The organism is Vibrio sp. R78045 (assembly GCF_042466085.1).
GTDB classification, from domain to species: Bacteria; Pseudomonadota; Gammaproteobacteria; order Enterobacterales; family Vibrionaceae; genus Vibrio; species Vibrio cyclitrophicus.
In genome coordinates this window covers 641,687-660,729 of the sequence record NZ_JAXHBS010000013.1, presented here as the reverse complement: position 1 = coordinate 660,729, position 19,043 = coordinate 641,687, and the positions used below count along the sequence as shown (strand labels likewise).

Genomic DNA, 19,043 nt, shown 5'->3' with positions numbered 1-19,043 from the left:
CTTTTCCTGTGAGCTCTGAAATAGTTATCGTTTTATGACTAATTTCAGTTGCCTTAATTGAGCTCACAGGTGGTTAAGATCGATAAAGCGATCAGTAGATTGTACTTTGAGGTCTGCTGTATAAGTAACCTTGATGCAAGTTGTAGCCAAGTTGACACAAGATGTATTGTTGTCTGCGAGTTTCGACACCTTCGTAAATCATGGTGATGTTTGATAGGCGCCCAATTTCTGAGATGTTGAGCAACACGCCTTGATGGTGATCCCCAGACTCAATGTCTTTGACAAAACAACGGTCCAGTTTCAAGTAGGTTGGGTCAATAGTGCTAATGATTTCGATGTTATTGTTTCCTGTACCAAAATCATCTAATGCGATCGTAATTCCCAACTTTTTGATCTCTTTGATGTTATCTATAACTTCACATCCGTAGCCGATATTGGAGTATTCGGTTATTTCGACAACAAATTCGTTCGCTTCCATCGCCATTAAGTGCTCTTTAATCTTTGTAAAGTTGGCACCGACTAAAGAGCTAGGGCAGACATTAACGCCATAAATTTCGTGGCTATTGTGTAACTTGGCATTTCTGACCGTTTCAATGATCAAAATAGTATGGAAAGTGAGTAAATTGGTACGTCTCATTGTGTCGATGAAGCTTAAGACCCCAACGTTACGGACTCGAGTCAACAGCTCATAATATAAAACGCTGTTGTCTTCAGTGTTAATGATGGGTTCCTCTTCACAGGAGATATGCCTCCAACGAAGCAGGTATACGACGAAGCCAATAATATAAGAGTGATATAGAAGTGCTGCTAGCAGCAGTGATAGTATGATCCACAATACGACAATGTCATCGCTGTAGAACGTAATGGATGCACCTGTAGGCAAAGAGGCTTGATAAATCGACTGACTATTTCCACCTAGATTCAAAATATAGTAACCATCCTTTTCGATAGTTACTGAATCAATAAGCAGTGGGATTAACGAATTTCTGTAGCGTGCTTCGATAGCGCGCTTAGCAATACGAGCGGTGAGATCAATATTTTGCTCACGGAGCACGAATCGTGAATAAGCGAAGTCCAAGCTATTGTAAAATTCGTCAATTTTATCGAGCTCCACTCTTTTTGAGCGTGTGGTGGAGATGTAGCATGAGCCGGAGGGGGTCGTCATCACAATCGAATCAAGATTGAGAGAATGTCTCATCGCGTGTACAGAACCATCGCTTCCGCAGCCATAATTCATGATCTCTTCTACTATAAGCTTAGTGTTTTCACTGTATTCGTCTGCAATCTTTGTCGTGTAAAGGATTTGGAAAAGGTAAACAACGAACAAGAAAAATGCAGAAACTGTGAATACAACGACCAGAGCTCTGATGAAATCTCGGTGGTAAGTGTTGAACATCAGCTTTAACATTTCGATGTGGTTTGGCTTAAATTTGTTGATATTGTACTTTGGGGTTATGCGGTCTGCTGAGCTTTTATCGAGATCAATAAAGTAACCCACTTTATAAAGATTAGAGATAAGTTCATTGTCGTTATTCACTTTTGCTTTCTTGCAGAGATTACGATACTTCTTTCTTATTGAAGCGATAATGTTTTTTAATGCGTATAGGCTGAACTCTTCATCAAAATGTGCTTTAAAAGATTCTTCAACATCTCTCGCGGATTGCGGGTTTGATATTGATGAGTTTTCAATTAAGTATTTAAATACGAAACTCTCTTTACTATTTAGACTTTCCTCTGATATCTTATTACTGTTTCTTTTTATATAGATCTTTTCTTCATTATAAATAAGTTGCAAGCTCTCATTATTGTTGTTTATATTGAAAGAACAGTGCATAGCTCAACTCCTAGGCGATCGTTGTTATATTTTCGTGATTGATGTGTAGTGACTGGGATTTTCATTCAACCCAAGAGTCCTTTCTAAATAACATAACTAAAATGTCACCATTCTCTCTCAAGATGTTGATATTAATCGCAGAATTCTGACTTTAATGAAAGGTTATGGAGATGTTCATCCAAAACCTGAATTTATAAATAAAAGCCGATGATTTACAAGGGATAAAGAGGATTTATCCATTTGTTTTAGCATTTATCCATTTCTCGCGTTACATTTTGCCGCTTTCATGTCGATATTTAGGGTTTGCTAATTTAGATGTTGTTTCTATTATCAAGGTTTATTGTTCTGTGAGATTTATCAGAAATTTTCAGGATAAAATTAATTTATTAATATTTACATTACTAATTAGGATGTATAAAATTTAAGCTAATACTTTAAACATACTAGTTTTACGGTATGGATTTAAATATAAATATATTTTGTGTGGGTAATTTATAAAAATGGATTTGAAGGGGTTTCATTGGTTGGAGAGTATTGTGCTGATCTTAAGGGTAGATAATTTTAAATTTAACGTAGAATACGTATTGGCTGTATTTTTCTAGCACGTGCATTGCCTTGGATATTTAATAACTTCACCATCGCAGCGGCGGAAATTAACCCTAGAATTAATAAACAGGTGATAATTTACAATAAAGTGAAGCCACGTTGTTTTCTCATTTTCTTTAATTTCTTCTTAATATACAATTATAGGCAAAGGGTAATCTAAAAACTTATATAATTACAGTTAGTAGGTATAATGTTTGAGCTGTTTTCTTATCGTTTTTTTAACTATATTAAACAGTTGCTTATGAAACATTGTAATCTTGTATTTGCTTATGCAAGCCTTTGTAAGCGTGACTTATGTGTGTAACAAGTGGTCACTAAGAAAGCGATTTTCTACTTCACTAGATGGTATAGGCTTGCTAAACAAGAATCCTTGCAAGTACTGATAACCACACTCTACTAAGAAAGCCTTCTGTGTTTCTGTCTCGACTCCTTCTGCAATCACTTTGAGCCCTAACTTTTCACATATAGCATAGGTCGCTTGAACAATAGCCTTACTCCCTTTGTGTGACCCGTGGACAAAGCTTTTGTCGAGTTTAACGGTACTAATGGGTAAGTCATGGAGCATTGAGAGCGATGAGTATCCGGTGCCAAAGTCGTCTAGATGAAGTTCTACTCCTAGCTTAGAAATGTCGCTTAATGCTTGTCTAACTTCACCGTGTTTAAAAATCATTGACGATTCAGTGATCTCAAGTGCGATATTCTGAGGTTGTATGTTGTAGAAGTTGAGCATCGCAGATAGTTGTTGGGCGAAACTTGTGTGCATCTGGATACTAGAGATATTGATGCTCATCATTAACTGATTATCAAACTCTCTATGCCACATCGAAAGCTGTTTTAGCGCAGAATTAAGAACCCACCTCCCAAGCGGTACAATTTGCCCAGTTTCTTCCGCTAAGGTAATGAATTCATCAGGGCCAATGTCACCTAAGTCTTTGTCAGACCATCGGAGTAGAGCTTCAAACCCTTTCACTTTATTACTGTTAGTGTTCATGATGGCTTGGTAGTGCAAGTTGAGCTCATCATTTTCTAAGGCTTGGGCCAAGCGATGACGGATTTCAGCTTTGCGGTGAAGAGTTTGTGCTAAGTCGGGAGTGAATGTCTGAAAGCGATTTCGACCATTCGCTTTGGCTATGTGCATCGCCATTCCCGCTTGCTTCAACAGTGATTCTTGATCAACGGCGTTATCTGGAAAATGTGCGGTACCAATACTGCATCCTACTGACAGCGTTCCAATACCACTGATATGAAAGCTCCGGTTTAATGCATCAATAATGCGAGAACAGAGTAGTGGGATATTATGATTACGGCAGTTATGAGCGATTACAATGAATTCATCGCCTCCAAATCGGCCGATCATGCAGGTTTCATCTACCAGTTGTTTAAGACGCTCACCAACTTGTTTGAGCAATTGGTCACCGGCACTGTGTCCATACGTATCATTGACTAATTTGAAGCCATCAAGATCGACGAACATTAGTTCAAATGGCGCACGGTAGGCGATGCTGGTTTCCAATAAATTAGTAATGCCCCGCCGATTATACAGTTCGGTTAGACAATCGTGTTCAGCGTTGTACTTAGCCTTTATCAGGCGCTCTTTTTGCTTTGTTGTGCATGTCAGGTTTAGCAGTAATTCACTTTTATCGAATAGCCATTTGCCTTGAACATCAAAGTGATGAGTCTTTTCATCAATTTTACAACTGACTTCTTCTAAAATCTCTCCCCCCTTACGAGCGTAAAACAACCATTGTGCAGCGATCTCTTCGCTTGAAACGAAATCAGAGAGGGTAGTAAATGGGCTACCATAGTTTTGGTAAAATGCTGAGTTAGCGCTCACTACTTTTCCTGACTTATCAAATAGGAGGGATAGGTTCGCACCGTCAGAGCATGCTAGATCATGTTTGAGGCTGCCTTCTTCAGCTATGACTTGAACTAACATACCGGTACGGTCATCGGGCAGTGGAATCCCAGAAAACAAACATAATGCCCGTTTAGAAATGTATCTAGGTGTGAAATTCCACCATGTCTTGATGCTTTCATTGCGCAGAAATTGCCTTTGGTATTCTTCCAGTGTTGCCTCTATCGCTTTTGACATCTCTACACTAAAATCGCGAGATGTTAGCTCAAATAAAGACTCCGATTCCCACAAAGGGAGGGCACTGGTATTTGCCCAAGTTATTCTTTTATTATCAATGTCATAGATCCAGATTGGACATTTGAGATGTTCGAAAGGTTGATAACTGGTCATCATGTTGAGCTCTACATACTGATTTTTTGGTCGCACGATGCCTACCGAACTCATTCATTCAGTTGGTCGCGTATTCAATTGGATTCTGGCGTTTAATAGCCAATGCGAAACCGTGTGTTAATGAAAGAATCTATGAAAGGAAAAGCAATATTTTCAATGAGAACACGTGTTAAAGGTTTAGAGATCGGATGATCTTGGTGACTTTACCGTTTGGATTGGTTTCGATGGCATAGCCTTTCTTATCATCAAAAATTTCACCATCGATGAAGTGCCACCCGTTAGAGACCTCTAAGGTTTCTTTAGTGAAATTATCGTCGAACATAGAATGGTTTGGGTATACCGTTTCAATGGCTTCGAACAACAGTTGAGCTTCATCTCTATTGGTAGCCGTAAAGTCTTCTTTTAGGCACATTGTTAACTCCGGTAGAGGCTGAGTGGTAAAGGGTTCGTCATAGACCCCAACACACCGTTATACGAGTAAAAGCGGTAGGATCCCGAATTACTTTCACTGCCGTCCGGTGATTTGATGTAAGGCGTTGCATTATAAAAGTCACAGGTGAAGACCATCTTTTGAATAATGCTGCTTTGTGAGATGACTTGAATGTCTATCCAAGACTTAACTTGATCTTGAATCTTACTGACCATTTCTTGCGAATGGGTATCAGCAGCGAGTGGTGTTGATACGAAAGTAGCAGTAGTCAGTAGTAATGACAGTGATTTAATCATTTGAAAAGTGGCCCTGTGAGGAAAGTCATTATTGCAAAATATTGTCTCTATTTGTTATTTGATTGGATGTTACTTGAAGAATATATGTCTTAACAGACGGCGCCTTCTTTCTAACAATCTAAAATACTGCAATGGAAATGACGCAACCGTTTTTATTGCGTTTTTGGTATTCTTGATAAGATTTATAATCTTTTAATTTCATATTTTATGGTGATATTAACTAGTATATAGGTGGTGTATGGATGGTTGATTTGAACGGTTGTTGTAAAGATCTGAAATGTAAGTGTGAGTAAGAAAATAAAGCAAATGTAAGGGCTGTAAAGTTACTTAAAAACTCGAGGAGGTATCCGCTCTAAACTACGGAATTTACGTAAATTAGAGTGAACTGATAGCTCATTGCTATGCTTTGTAAATGTATATTTACAAAAATGATTATTATGTTTTGCGTACGGTAAAATCGATACTCTAATAACAATATTGATGATATATGATCTGTATATATACTGCCTTTGCTTTTAATTAATACGGGTGATATGAATGTTGAAAACCAAAGTGCTCATTGTCGAAGATGACCAAGAGATAGCTCGTTTAACTACACTTTATCTTGAAGCTGAAGGCTACAATGTTAGCGTTGTTCATGAGGGTAATTTTGCTCTTGATGCAATCCGAAATATCGAACCAGATTTGGTCTTATTAGATTTAATGCTTCCAGGTATGAATGGTGCACAGATTTGTCGCCAAGCTCGTGAGTTTTACAATGGGATGATCTTGGTCTTGACGGCTTCTGCTGATGAAATGAGCGAAGTAAGCTTATTCAAATTTGGTGCAGATGATTATGTTGCGAAACCGATTCGTGGTCATGCGTTATTGGCGCGAATTGAAGCGTTATTACGCAGAGCTTCTCCTGTTACTGCTTCTATAGAATCTGCCCCTGAAAAGCAGTGTGATATCGTGATCAACACGACCGCCCAAAGTGCTACTCTGTATGGACAAAACCTCAAACTTACTTCTGCTGAGTTTGAAATCTTAAACCTTCTGGTTAATAACATCAGTCAAGTCGTTACTCGAGATCAATGTTGTCAGTTGTTTAGAGGGATTGATTACGCCTTCAATGACCGTTCGATTGATATGCGAGTCTCTGGTTTACGACGAAAGTTACGTATTCATGCAAAAGATAAGCAGTTGATCCGTACGGTTCGTAATAAGGGATACATGTTAGTTGCGTAAATTCATAGCGGCGAAACTTCGCTCTGTTTCAATGTTTGCCCGCTTGTATCTTGGGATTGTTGTGGGCATGTCGGCAACGATCTTTTTGTTTGTGAACCTAGGCGAAGGCCACATGCGAAGAACTGAGATCGAAACCTTCCTGAATGATGGTATTTACTTCGTTGAGCAGTATACCCGTCAACATAATCAAGAAAACTCTCTGTATAAAGAACTCGACAGAACAGGCTACCAACAATTTTATATTTTCAATTTACGTCTGTTAGATAATTGGTCGGGAGAGGCTCCTTGCCAACGATGCGAGTTATTTACTACTTTAAACGGTGTGCCAATATACCTTAGTGATAACAATCTGTATTCGGCGGTATTCCAACTTCCAAATTCTAAATTTAGTTTCGCATTTAGTGAGGTAGGGGATTTCTTCTCTCCTGAAATTGAATGGTATGAAGATTCAGAAAGGAATTTTTTGCTTGGGCTTTTGTTGGCCGTGATTGTCTCAATTGGGGCGAGTGTCTACTTACCTGTGAGGCGTTTTCAAGAAAGAATAGAATTGTTGGTTGAGAAGCAGAAACAGTTTGGCAAGGGGAAGCTCAGTACTCGCTCTGACCTCGACGACATTCATCCTGTGTCTGATTTAGCCTGCAGCTTTAACTTTATGGCGGAAGAGATCGAGAGCAAGGTGAAACAAAGCCACATCTTTGCTCAAGCTATCCCACATGAAGTGCGAACTCCGCTGAGTCGTATTCAATTGGCAACTGATATTTTGAGAAGAGGCGCGCCTGATCATCATCAAGCGCTTTTCGATGATATTGATACTTACATTGAAGATATCAACGATCTCACTTCAGAAATCATCATGCTGTCAAAATTGAATGTCATGGACAACTCATTCTTTGAACTCGTTAAAGTGACCTCTGATCTTCATGAGTACTGTCTCGACCGGACTCGTTATTCGCAGTTAGATGACGTGACCTTTGATTCCAAAGTAGGTCAAGATTGCAAGATTAAGTGTGACTGCTCGATGGCACGTTTGGTTTTCGATAATATTCTAAAAAACGCTGGTAATTACACACACGATAAAGTGTGGATGACACTGGATGAGAATTCAGAAAATTGGTTGGTGGTTATTGAAGATAATGGTTCAGGAATCCCAGAGGACAGGCGTGATGATGTGTTTCTTCCGTTTGCGCGCCTAGATTCAAGCAGAGCTTCTACAACAGGTGGCTTGGGGTTAGGGCTTGCTATTGCCATGTCGGCGGCTAAAAAACTCACTTGGGATATCAAAGTCAACGATAGTAGTTATGGTGGCGCTAAATTTAGTATTGTGATTCCTAAGAGCACATAACGGGTTGATTTAAGAGCTACTTTGGTTCATAAAATAACAAAGTCACGGTTCAATATTGTGGCTTTGTTATTTTTAATCGACATGTGTTTATCGCTTTGAACGATGTAGGCCATAAATAGCATGGTCTATGATTTGGCCATTCAAGTTTTCGTTACGAGTGATGATACCTTCTAACGTGAATTGTAAGCGCTCACAAACTTTACGGCTGCTCATGTTCTCAGTCGCGGCTGATATTTCAATCTTTTCCATATCTAACTCTTCGAAAGCAATCTCAATCAGTTTTTGAACTACACGAGTGACAATACCTTTGCCTTGTTTAGTCTCTGATAACCAATAGCCAACCGTTACCTTCTTGGTATTGTGGTCAATTGTATTGAAGCTGCAGTTTCCGACGACGTTGCCTTGATAAACAATCGCACATGTCATGCTTTTACCTTCAGCATAATCGTGTAGCGAGCGTTGAATGAAGATTCTAAAGTCTTGCGCTGTTTTACAGTGTGGTGGCCACGCAAGCCATTGGCTTAGGTACTCGTTTTGGCTCTGTGAGATTTCCGCGTAATGAGAGGCGAAACTCTCTTCAACCAATGCGATGGATAGTTCGTTATCTATTATAGTCTTAAACATGTCTTTCCTTTTGGTTGTTTTGCTCAGTGAATATTTGCCAGCAGAATATAATGTCGGATGATTTTTAATATGCAACCAATTGTGGCACGAATTTTTCGTGATACGTTAGGTCAATCACGAAACTCATTAATCCTCACAATAATTGTGTATATAATCATTAACTATGCATTAGTATTAGCAACCTAAATATATAAAAAATATAAAAATTCTAGGCTTAATTAATGAATCTACATTGCCAAAATGTAACCGTAGACCTAAGGAAGGCTCTATTTGGTATAGCGAAGGCGCTTGATAACGTCGGTTTTGAAAGCAAAAACCATGGACAAAGAGTGGGCTATATCGCCTATCGGTGTGCTTTGAGTGTAGGGTGGGAAGAAGAGCAGGCGCAACTCGCGTTTTCTCTAGGCTTAATTCACGATTGCGGTGTGTCACAAATTGACGAACAACTCAGTTTGACCTCAGTGTTTATTCCAGACTCAAGCTACCACCATTGTCAAAAGGGCTATCAGATTCTAAAAGAGTGCCCCGTCCTTTCAATCTTCTCTAAACCTGTACTTTATCACCATACTCCTTGGATTGAGTTAAAGACAATGCCAATCAGCGAGCTGGAAAAAGAGTTGGCTGCAATTGTGATGCTAGCCGATAGAGTAGATTATCTTTACGGTGTCACTTCTTCAGATCGTTACGGAAACCTGACACCAGATGGCAAGGCGAGCATTATTGAACGTTTGACTGAACAAGCCGATGAGATGTTTGAAACTAACCTCGTTCAACACATGTGTGAGTTAGTTGATTTAGATGATTTCTGGTTTTCGATGGAGATCCCTTACATCGAAAATATGAGGGATAATTTTGAGCCAGTCCCCTTCTTTTCTCAACAAATGTCATTGGATGAGACGGTTGCCTTTGCTGAATTTATTGCTAATGTTGTGGATACCAAAAGTTCGTTTACTTTTAAGCACTCCTTGAAGGTTGGGCAACTTTCAGAATATTTAGCCAAACAGCTTGGTTACTCCTACACCACTCAACGCAAACTCTATTTAGCAGGGTTAGTTCACGACATTGGTAAATTGCAAACGCCAGGTGATATTCTCCATAAGCCTGACTTACTGACTGATGAAGAGTATTGCTGTATTAAGAGGCACGCCACGGACACTCGATTCGCGTTGCAGGAACTGTTTAGCTCACCTCAGGTTTGTCAGTGGGCATCGAATCATCATGAAAGGTTAGATGGATCAGGCTACCCTATGGGAAAAACCGCTGAAGAGTTGGACCAACCGAGTCGAATTGTTGCTGTGGTGGATGTTTTCCAAGCATTAACGCAATCTCGACCTTATCGTAAGGGAATGACACTACAAGAGGCTCTCGCTATCTTAAGAGCTTATGTTGATAGCTATAAGTTGGATCGAGAAGTGTTTGAGTGCCTTGAAAAACACGCACAATATTGCTTTGAATTATCGACTGATAAAAGAATGTATGCGTTTTGATGTTAGTGGATGCTGAAAGCAGTAAAGCATTTGTAAGTCATGTTCGAAGATAAATGACTAGACAATAAAAACAGAAAAGCGATGGCCGAGGCTATCGCTTTTTAATGGGGGCTGTTAGGAGATAAAGATTAAGATCTATAGAGCAAATTAGTATCGTTTTAAGATCTCGATGATCTCTTGCTCTGTTTCCGCTGCAATGATGGCATCAATGTCATCATCATTCTGGAACAACTCTGATAGCGCCATAATGATATGGATATGGCTATCTGAATCCATTGCAGCCAGAGTAATTGAAAGGTAAACGTCACCGTTGTCTTCCGACTCTAAATCAACCCCTTTCTTGAACACGGTCACTTGCAGTGATGCTTCGTTCACACCATCTTCAGGGCGAGCATGAGGCATCGCAATCTTTGGTGCTAGCACATAGTACGCGCCAATGTCTTTATGCTTTTGTTTAATAGCATCAACATAGCCTGCCTCGATTTTGTTGTGTGCTAGCAGTCTTGAACAGGTCACATCAAGCGCAGCGTCAACGGTTAGGTTCTCGTCAGAGTTGATGATAACGCCTTGGTTACCAATTAAATCAAACAGGCTCATGAAACAATCCATCCTAGAATCAGACCAACAACACCGAAGTCGAAGTCAGCAAATGTTGTTGCTTCAAGACCAAGGCCACCCAGTACTGGAAGTAGCAGCATCGGTAGGAAAGAGATACATAGACCTTGCGTGAATGAACCTAGAATTGCACCACGTAGACCGCCAGTAGCGTTACCGTAAACACCAGCTGCGCCACCAACGAAGAAGTGAGGAACCACGCCTGCTACAATGATGGTCCAGCCAAGCGCGCCTTGAACAGCCATTGCTAGTAGGCCAGCTGCGAAAGAACAAAGGAAACCGATAAGTACCGCGTTTGGCGCTACAGGGAATACCATAGGGCAATCAAGAGCAGGTTTTGCACCCGGTACTAGTTTGTCCGAAATACCTTTAAATGCAGGAACGATTTCAGCAATTAGCATCTTCACACCTTGCAGTACGATGTAAACACCACCCGCAAAGATGAGAGATTGCATGAAGGTGAAGACAACCCAGTTCTGACCACTTGATACCGTTTCTACAAACTCACCGCCAGCAATAATAGACGCAAGCATGAAGAATATAGCCATGGTTGTTGCAACAGCAACAGGCGTATCACGTAGGAACATCAGGCTTTTAGGAACTTGAATATCTTCCGTTGTTTTCGATGTGTCACCAAACTTGCTACCAATGAAACCAGACACGATGTAAGAAAGGGTAGAGAAGTGACCGATAGCCAGTTGATCAGTACCCATCACTTTCTCTGTGTACTTTTGGCCTAGTGCTGGCATCACAACCATCAGTGTGCCCACAATGAGCGAGCCGATTGCGACTAGAGCAGTGCCTTCAATGTTTGCTGTAGACAAAATTACGGCTACTAGCATAGACATGAACATTGTGTGGTGACCCGTTAAGAAAATATATTTTAAAGGAGTAATACGAGCCAATAAAATATTCACAACGAATGCGAAGAACATAATTAGAGCCATTTCATAACCGAATGCTTCTTGTGCTAATGCAACAATTGCTTCGTTATTTGGAATAACACCACTTACGCCGAAAGCTTCAGTAAATACAACCGAAAAATTATTTAGTGCGCCAACAAGAGCGCCAGCACCAAAACCTAAAATTAGGAAACCCATCACGGTTTTAATTGTGCCTTTTAAAATGGTGGAAATATCTGCTTTTTGTGCAACAAGGCCAATGAAAGCAATTAAACCTACCATGATTGCTGGCTCTTTTAATAAGCCAAGCATGAACTCGAAAAAGTTTTGCATAAATTTGACCTTACATGAAAGTTTTTAGTTGTTCTTCGATGGATGCTTTGTCAAAAATATTTTTAAGGCTGATGATATTCTCTTTTCCGCCTTCTTTTAACTGGTTTGCAACATCTGTTGCTGCTACCCAAATATCAGCATTACTTGAAGCCGCAGATGATAGATCTTCATGATCGACTTCTGCTTCAAAACCCATTTTTTTAGCGACTTCTTTTACTGCCATTTCCATCATAAGTGAAGTACCAAGGCCATTACCGCAAACTACAAGGATCTTTTTCATAATATTTGTCTCAATTGGATTTTAAGGGTTGAGAAGCTTCGTTCTCTTATTGTGTGAGAGCATAGTAATGGAAATATTACGAATTCAATAAGATCTTCATCACAAAGTCAAAATGAGATTGTGATGGAGATCTCGTTAATTTTCAGCAAAGATACAGAGTGAGACTTTGATCAAATTTAACTTTTTTATTCGAATATGCAATGTATTTTATTCAAAGAGATTGGCTTATTTATTTGAGGTGTGCGGGTGTGAACATCGAGCGGCTTTATTGAGGAAAATAGACAATTAATCGTATCGACCGTAATCGGTAAGCATTTTCTTGAGCATGCTATTAACGTCTTTGGTCTTTTTGCTTCTTTTTGTTAATTGGCTAAGTGAGGTTGGTTTTGGATTTTCAATTTTTTCATTATCTATATCTTCAAGCTTGTCTTTCATTTTTTGTACTGCGGGTAAGAGCATGCGAATTTCTTCATTATTCGCATTCGTCAGCACAACAATATTTTCAGATTCGACTTGGGTGATAGTAAGAATACCGTGTTTTACAGATTCAACTTGTTCACCAACCATAATTGACTCAGGAGCTACTGAACGATCGGTAAGTTGACCTGTACGTAATTTCGCCGCACTAATAGCGCGAATATTTCCAGTATTTTCAAACGCAACAATAACAGTATGTGTATTGTAATATTCAACTACTGTCACATAGCCGTGTCTATTTGTTTTGAATCTAGCTCCATTGTTCATGTCGTGCGGAGCTTCCATTTTCTTCACGTGTGTCCTCTCTTCGTTTTGATGGCTGTTATATCTAATTAGCTCTAATTTTTATAGATAATGAATGGGTGAGTTAATACAAAGTATATACGCATCTAAACTTAAGATGAATCTTGAAGTGGCGGTAAATGAGGCACAACACAGAAAAGGGGTAATAATTACACAGAATTAACTGCACAATTACTCTGCTCACTACAAGGCATAAACATCTCGCGCTCATTTCATAAAGCTTGTTTACAAGTGACTGTTAGGTAGCTTTTTATTAGGTAATTGGTCAATAAATACAGGTAAATATGTGATGAAATCTGCATTGATAGTAGTTTTGTAAATTATTGATTTAATGAATGTTTACTGATTGCGTCTGTTTTTGTTAGAACATCCTATTCAAAACAATAAGATAGGTAAATATAATGAAAAAACTCGTCAGTTTACTGCTCGTTGCAGTATCGCTTGGGCTTTCTGGCTGTGCAACTGTATTAACTGCGGAACAAAGTGCTCCGCAATTGAGTGTGGTCCCACAAGAAAAAGCGCTGACTATTGCTGTCATTGATAAACGTCCATACGTTCTAGACCAAGATAAAGAACCAAAGTTTGAGGGCATCATTCGCAGTTCATTTGGGATACCTTATTCATATAATACGGCGACTCAGCAACCAATGTCTCAGTTTTTGACTGATAGGCTCGTTGCAGGCTTAAAGAAGCAGCAAGTGACGGTGGACTCAGTCGAGACGACACCAAACGAAGACATCACAAAAGTCGTTGAGCAGATGAAAGCGTTCGACAATAAATCTATGATGTTCGTCTTGAATGAATGGAAGTATGATTTCCACGCGTTCACAGATAACTCTTGGTACAACGTTAATGTGATTATTTATGATGAAGCCGGTAAGAAGTTACTGAGTAAAAACTTCCAAGGTGAGAATGATGTTCCGGATGGCGGCGCGATTATCAATGAGATGCAGCTTATCTATAAACAGCGTTTTGAAGAAATCTTTCAAGATGTTGAAGTAAAAAGTGCTTTGCTAAACTAGTTACTGGTATTTTCTTTTATATTCTAGAAAAGCCACGTCCTGTGGCTTTTTATTTTAACAATAGATCTAGTTAACTTATATCTGACTGCTCCGGTCGATCTCACCGATAAACACTCCGTTTTGCGCAATCCTTAACCGCGCGATCGTTTGCGTCAAAATATGTGATGAAAGTCTCATTTAACTGTCTATACTTCTCTTCCGGTTTTAAGCCGGTGCTTAGCCAATACAAGCCGTCACATGGATATGTGAATGACCCCACGGACCGGACCAGCTACGTTCCACTGCTTGTATAAGGTGATCTTTACATGAACAACTCGTTGTTACATTCGCTAACTTTGTTAGCTCCTTCATCGCGTAGCGTTTTGCTTGCGGTTCTTTGTCCTATTCCTTTGATGTCATTTATTTGGCTCATGTTCACTCTTTAAGGGCTACTAGGACACATTATGAATATTCTATTTGGTCTTGTCGGTGTGATTGCACTGATTGCTTGTGCGTGCTTGTTATCTGAAAGTCGTTCTGCGATTAACTGGAAAACGGTCTCTCGTGCACTATTACTTCAAATCGGTTTCGCAGCCCTAGTGTTGTATTTTCCATGGGGACAATTGGCACTAACGAGCATGAGCAACGGTGTTTCTAGCCTGCTTGGTTTTGCGGACGCTGGTATCGCTTTTCTTTTCGGTGATCTAGCCACTGATGGTTTTATTTTCGCAGTTCGCGTACTTCCAATTATCATCTTCTTCAGTGCTTTGATCTCCGCGCTTTACTACTTAGGCGTAATGCAAAAAGTGATTCAAATTCTTGGTGGTGCCGTGCAGAAACTGCTTGGTACCAGTAAAGCAGAATCTTTGGTCGCTACGGGCAACATCTTCCTTTCTCAGGGGGAGTCTCCTCTTCTTATTCGACCGTTTTTAAAATCTATGACTCGTTCTGAACTGTTTGCCGTCATGGCTGGTGGTATGGCATCGGTTGCGGGTAGCGTGCTAGGTGGTTATGCCGGATTAGGTGTTGAGCTTAAATACCTTATCGCAGCAAGCTTCATGGCGGCTCCTGGTAGCCTTTTAATGGCGAAGATCATTGTTCCTGAGCGCAGTACGCCAAGTGATTACGAGCACATTGAGCTAGATAAAGCAGACCAAAGCAATGTGATCGATGCACTGGCAAGTGGTGCAATGAACGGTATGAAAGTGGCAGTCGCTGTCGGTACTATGTTGATAGCCTTCGTGAGTGTGATTGCGATGGTAAACACAGGATTAGAAAGCTTGGGTGAAACGTTTGGTTTTGCGGGTATTACGCTGCAAGCTATCTTCGGTTACCTGTTCTCGCCTTTAGCATGGCTCATTGGTATCCCGAGTGATGAAGTTTTGATGGCGGGTTCATACATCGGTCAGAAGATTGTAATGAACGAGTTTGTTGCTTTCATCGATTTCGTTGAGAACAAAGCGCTGTTATCTGAACACAGCCAAGTCATCGTGACGTTTGCTCTATGTGGCTTTGCTAACATTGGCTCTATCGCAATTCAGCTGGGTTCAATCGGTGTAATGGCACCAGAGCGTCGTGCTGAAGTGGCAAACTTAGGCTTGAAAGCAGTAGCTGCTGGTACGCTTGCAAACCTAATGAGTGCGTGTTTAGCGGGTATCTTCATCCTGCTTTAAGCGAGATTCAGTTGAAGCGAATATCTTTCTTGCGGATTCAACGTGAGAAGGGTGTCCGTTTTTTTGTGCCTGCTCGTTAAGTTGATTCAGATTCAAACTAACACTTTCATAGCTCTGCAGTGTACAAGGTTCACTCGGAAGAGTAATAGAGCAAGTCTCTCTTATCCTATATACTTAAATATCATTAGGTTGCGATTAATATCATTCTGTTTCGATTAATAGCATTCGGTTTCGATTAAGCACATCCGTTTTCGACGAAGAATAATGGCAACCAAGTCCAATAAATCAAAGGTCTCCCCATGAACATGCGCGTTCTCATTGGTCTTATCACTGCCTTTATCGGCTTGTTTGCGATGGTTTATCTTATTGCCGGTGGTACTCAGTTTCCTATTTCTCAGTGGCCGCAAGAGGCTTATCTCGGTTTAGTGTTTAGCGTTGTATGGGGCACTGGCGTAGCGGCATCGGTAGCGTACTTTTTCTCGGCATTGGTATTTGTCACAGTTGCCGTGGTTTGCTATGCGATCGGTTATAAGATCGGTGGGTTCTTTTCAAGCAAGCCGGAAGCTTAAACCATAAGTTCAAACAGACGACTCTTTGCACGTTCTTTTGGGGTTAACACTCGCCTTAACCCTCTCTTAACCCCCAACTCATTATCTTGTCTCCATTCTTACAGGAGACAAGAAGATGAAATTGAATCTTCCTTTAAAACATTCCCTTATTTCACTTGCTCTAATTGGTTTGATCGGTTGCACGACAACCAGTCAGACTGACTATGTTTCGCTAGCTGAGCAAAGCACTAATCAGACACAACAAAGCTTACTCGCAGAGCTGATTCAACTGGCTTCTAGTGATCAAGCGTCTACTCAACAAGATCTAGACGCTAAGAACCTACAACTCACCGATTTAGTGAACGCACCGGAGCTCGATCTCTATATCGAACGCGCTCTGAAGAACAGCCCAAGCCTCCAACAAAACATCACAGCACTCAAAATAGCCTATGCTCAGCAAGGTGTAACTTCAGGTGATCGCTTACCAACCGTCGATGCGAGCTTTTCTGGTCAAGCTGACGAGGGCACTAACGGTTCAAGCACCACTGAAACTTATACCACGGATGTCACCGTTGGTTGGGAGTTGGACCTATGGCAGAAATTAGCAGACACAAACAATGCAGCTTTAAAAGACATTGCGACGTCTCAGGCTAACCTTCAGGGCGCTCAAGATCTTTTGGTCGCGAGTGTGATGAGAGGTTGGCTTGATATCAGTTTGAAGCAACAGCTGGTCGATATTGAAACGCAGCGCTTGGTGATTCTAGAAAACAACGAAGAGCTAGTTTTAGAACGTTACCGCGCAGGGCTGGGTAGCCTTGAAGATTTAGATAACGCGAAAACGAGCAGCGCATCGACTCAGGCAACCTTGGCCGATTACCAAGAGCAACTTGCACAAAGTCGACGTGGGTTGGTTTTGTTAACGGGGCTGTGGAGTGGGGAGTCTGATGAAGCGTTTCTCACTGATCTCGGTTCATTTCCAACCATAATTAATCCATTAGATAACATGCCGACGCAAGATCTGGCAGGTCGTCCCGATCTGCAAGCGGCTTTCTTTAATATCGAAGCGGAAACTCTGCGTGCTGATGCCGCATATAAAGCAATGCTGCCGTCTATTAGCTTATCTGCAAGCCTAACCGATATGGCGGAGTCACCGAGTGAAGCGTTGCTTACCGGGCCTTTGTGGAGTGCGCTTGGCCAAGTATCCGCACCATTGTTTCAAGGTGGAAAGCTCAAAGCCCAAGCTGAGATTGCAGACCTGACTACAGAAACAAGCTACTGGGCTTACCAAGAAACACTGTTAAATGCGGTGAATGAAGTGGAAAACGCAATGGGGCAAGAATCTTCACTGACACTTCAACAGCAGCACCTAGCAAACGCATTGGTAAGCGCACAACGTAGCTTTGCCAGTTATGAAGAGAAATACCGTCAAGGTTTGGTCGATATTTTTGATCTACTTTCTGTTCAGCAACAAACCTACGACCTTGAAGCACAGCTAGCACAAACCATTTATAACCGTCTCGTAAACCGAATTGATTTAGGCCTAGCTCTGGGCTTGGGAGTATCCTCATGAAACTAAATACCGTCACTATTGCAATCACTCTAGTTGCTGGTTCAAGCATCTTTGCAGCCCTTGCTTACAATGGTTCTCAAGTGCAACCTTCGCCTCAGAATACGAATGAACTGACAGTTTCAGATCCTCAAGCTGAGTCTGTTACCACTAAGTCTATTGGAAGTAAGTCTATTGCAGTAAAGACTTTACCTGTTTCACAACAGCAACAGGTGTCGGTTGTAGCTGCAACTTTAGGCGATTATCTAGCGGAAGTTGTGGGCTATGGAGAAGCGAAGTCACGTTATGAACTGATGTTCTCAACAGAGGTGAGTGGTCGAGTCGAGGCGATCAGTTCACAGTTTGAAACTGGCCAAGTAATCGGCAAAGGTGAGGTGATCGCCAATATTGATTCGACTAGCTATCAGCAAGCTGTGACAGAAGCAAAAGCGAATGTTGCTCAAGCTCAACTGGATTTATTAGAAGAACAAAGGGAAGGTGAACAAGCCAAATCTGAATGGAAACGTTCTGGTTTATCTGGCGAGCCTGATTCACCTTTGGTATTGCGTGAACCGCAATTAGCACAAGTCACCGCAGCTCTAGATAACGCCAAACTCGAGCTAGCTAAGGCTGAACAAGACCTCGAAAAAACAACTTTGGTTGCCCCTTTTGATTCGTTGGTCGTGAGCCGTGATGTTCAACCCGGAAGCTATGCACAAACGGGTACTCAGATCGCTACGCTCTATAGCATTGATGAGGTTGAGGTATCAGTGCCGCTTTCTGAAAGCCAATGGTTGAGCTTACCAAACAGCGATAATTCGCAACTGAAACAGCAACCATGGCCAGTGACTCTGTCAAGTTCTGATGGCCAGTTCCAATGGCAAGGTTATGTCGAGCGAGTTGAGCAGCATTTACAGCAAGACACACGTCAACGTTCTTTGATCGTGAAAGTCGATAATCCTTTGGAACAACAGAAAGATCTTTACCCGGGCACATTTGTAAAAGCAACGATCTCTGGTAAACGACTCACTCAATTGTGGCAGCTTCCCGCTTCCGCAATTTCTCAGCAGGGCGACTTGTGGTTTGTCGATGCAAATGGCCAGCTTTCGAAATCAAACGCGAATGTGGAGTTTGAAAAAAGTGGTTTGATTTATGTCGATCCAACTAAGTTGAATAACCCAAACGTATCAAATAGTGACAGTGTACAAGTGGTAAAACGTCCATTAAGTAGCTTCAAAGTAGGTATGATCGTTCTGGCTAAGGCGGAGGGTTAA

At 41.0% G+C, this 19,043-nt stretch carries 15 protein-coding genes and 1 pseudogene; 8 read left to right on the top strand and 8 right to left on the bottom strand.

Annotated features, from left to right (window positions below):
- Positions 1-91 precede the first annotated feature (91 nt).
- The 3 genes and pseudogenes from SJY39_RS13525 to SJY39_RS13515 form a co-directional block, all read right to left on the bottom strand.
- Positions 92-1,834, bottom strand: a complete 1,743-nt coding sequence (locus SJY39_RS13525) for an EAL domain-containing protein (protein WP_371977490.1) — start codon at positions 1,832-1,834, stop codon at positions 92-94.
- A gap of 898 nt (positions 1,835-2,732) precedes the next feature.
- The gene (locus SJY39_RS13520; RefSeq protein WP_016793581.1) at positions 2,733-4,739 is read right to left on the bottom strand and encodes a bifunctional diguanylate cyclase/phosphodiesterase; all 2,007 of its coding nucleotides are present in this window, start codon (positions 4,737-4,739) and stop codon (positions 2,733-2,735) included.
- A 115-nt stretch (positions 4,740-4,854) separates the two neighbouring features.
- Positions 4,855-5,411 (bottom strand): annotated as a pseudogene (locus SJY39_RS13515) (hypothetical protein).
- Between the two features lie 537 nt (positions 5,412-5,948).
- On the opposite strand from SJY39_RS13515, the gene SJY39_RS13510 reads away from it, so the two are divergent.
- Together SJY39_RS13510 and SJY39_RS13505 are read left to right on the top strand one after the other, a co-directional pair.
- Positions 5,949-6,638, top strand: a complete 690-nt coding sequence (locus SJY39_RS13510) for a response regulator transcription factor (RefSeq protein ID WP_010428531.1) — start codon at positions 5,949-5,951, stop codon at positions 6,636-6,638.
- A complete protein-coding gene (locus SJY39_RS13505) occupies positions 6,631-7,980 on the top strand; it encodes a HAMP domain-containing sensor histidine kinase (protein WP_016793583.1) in 1,350 nt (449 codons plus the stop codon). Before SJY39_RS13510 ends, SJY39_RS13505 begins: the two co-directional genes overlap by 8 nt.
- 87 nt (positions 7,981-8,067) lie before the next feature.
- Here SJY39_RS13505 and SJY39_RS13500 read toward each other — a convergent pair whose 3' ends face one another.
- Positions 8,068-8,604, bottom strand: a complete 537-nt coding sequence (locus SJY39_RS13500; RefSeq protein ID WP_016784171.1) for a GNAT family N-acetyltransferase — start codon at positions 8,602-8,604, stop codon at positions 8,068-8,070.
- Positions 8,605-8,825: 221 nt separating this feature from the next.
- Here SJY39_RS13500 and SJY39_RS13495 point away from each other — a divergent pair, with 221 nt between their 5' ends.
- The gene (locus SJY39_RS13495; protein WP_010428535.1) at positions 8,826-10,091 is read left to right on the top strand and encodes an HD-GYP domain-containing protein; all 1,266 of its coding nucleotides are present in this window, start codon (positions 8,826-8,828) and stop codon (positions 10,089-10,091) included.
- Positions 10,092-10,238: 147 nt separating this feature from the next.
- On the opposite strand, the gene SJY39_RS13490 is transcribed toward SJY39_RS13495, so the two are convergent.
- From SJY39_RS13490 to SJY39_RS13475, 4 genes are all read right to left on the bottom strand, one after another.
- Positions 10,239-10,688 carry a PTS sugar transporter subunit IIA gene (locus SJY39_RS13490; protein ID WP_016784172.1) on the bottom strand — a complete coding sequence of 150 codons (450 nt, stop codon included), beginning with the start codon at positions 10,686-10,688 and terminating at the stop codon, positions 10,239-10,241.
- Positions 10,685-11,941, bottom strand: a complete 1,257-nt coding sequence (locus SJY39_RS13485) for a PTS ascorbate transporter subunit IIC (RefSeq protein WP_010428541.1) — start codon at positions 11,939-11,941, stop codon at positions 10,685-10,687. The genes SJY39_RS13490 and SJY39_RS13485 overlap by 4 nt, the downstream gene beginning before the upstream one ends.
- Before the next feature lie 10 nt (positions 11,942-11,951).
- Positions 11,952-12,221, bottom strand: coding sequence for a PTS sugar transporter subunit IIB (locus SJY39_RS13480; RefSeq protein WP_010428543.1), 270 nt, complete (start codon positions 12,219-12,221; stop codon positions 11,952-11,954).
- 285 nt (positions 12,222-12,506) lie between these two features.
- Entirely contained in the window at positions 12,507-12,983 is a 477-nt protein-coding gene (locus SJY39_RS13475) for a hypothetical protein (RefSeq protein WP_010428544.1), read from the bottom strand.
- 419 nt (positions 12,984-13,402) lie between these two features.
- Between SJY39_RS13475 and SJY39_RS13470 the strand changes: the two genes are divergently transcribed.
- The 5 genes from SJY39_RS13470 to SJY39_RS13450 all read left to right on the top strand — a co-directional run bounded on the left by SJY39_RS13470 (position 13,403) and on the right by SJY39_RS13450 (position 19,043).
- On the top strand, positions 13,403-14,023 hold the full coding sequence (locus SJY39_RS13470) for a hypothetical protein (protein ID WP_010428546.1): 621 nt from the start codon (positions 13,403-13,405) through the stop codon (positions 14,021-14,023).
- A 443-nt stretch (positions 14,024-14,466) separates the two neighbouring features.
- On the top strand, positions 14,467-15,675 hold the full coding sequence (locus SJY39_RS13465) for a NupC/NupG family nucleoside CNT transporter (RefSeq protein ID WP_010428547.1): 1,209 nt from the start codon (positions 14,467-14,469) through the stop codon (positions 15,673-15,675).
- A gap of 299 nt (positions 15,676-15,974) precedes the next feature.
- Positions 15,975-16,244, top strand: a complete 270-nt coding sequence (locus SJY39_RS13460; protein ID WP_016784175.1) for a hypothetical protein — start codon at positions 15,975-15,977, stop codon at positions 16,242-16,244.
- Between the two features lie 115 nt (positions 16,245-16,359).
- On the top strand, positions 16,360-17,793 hold the full coding sequence (locus SJY39_RS13455) for a TolC family protein (RefSeq protein ID WP_016784176.1): 1,434 nt from the start codon (positions 16,360-16,362) through the stop codon (positions 17,791-17,793).
- On the top strand, positions 17,790-19,043 hold the full coding sequence (locus tag SJY39_RS13450; protein ID WP_016793584.1) for an efflux RND transporter periplasmic adaptor subunit: 1,254 nt from the start codon (positions 17,790-17,792) through the stop codon (positions 19,041-19,043). The genes SJY39_RS13455 and SJY39_RS13450 overlap by 4 nt, the downstream gene beginning before the upstream one ends.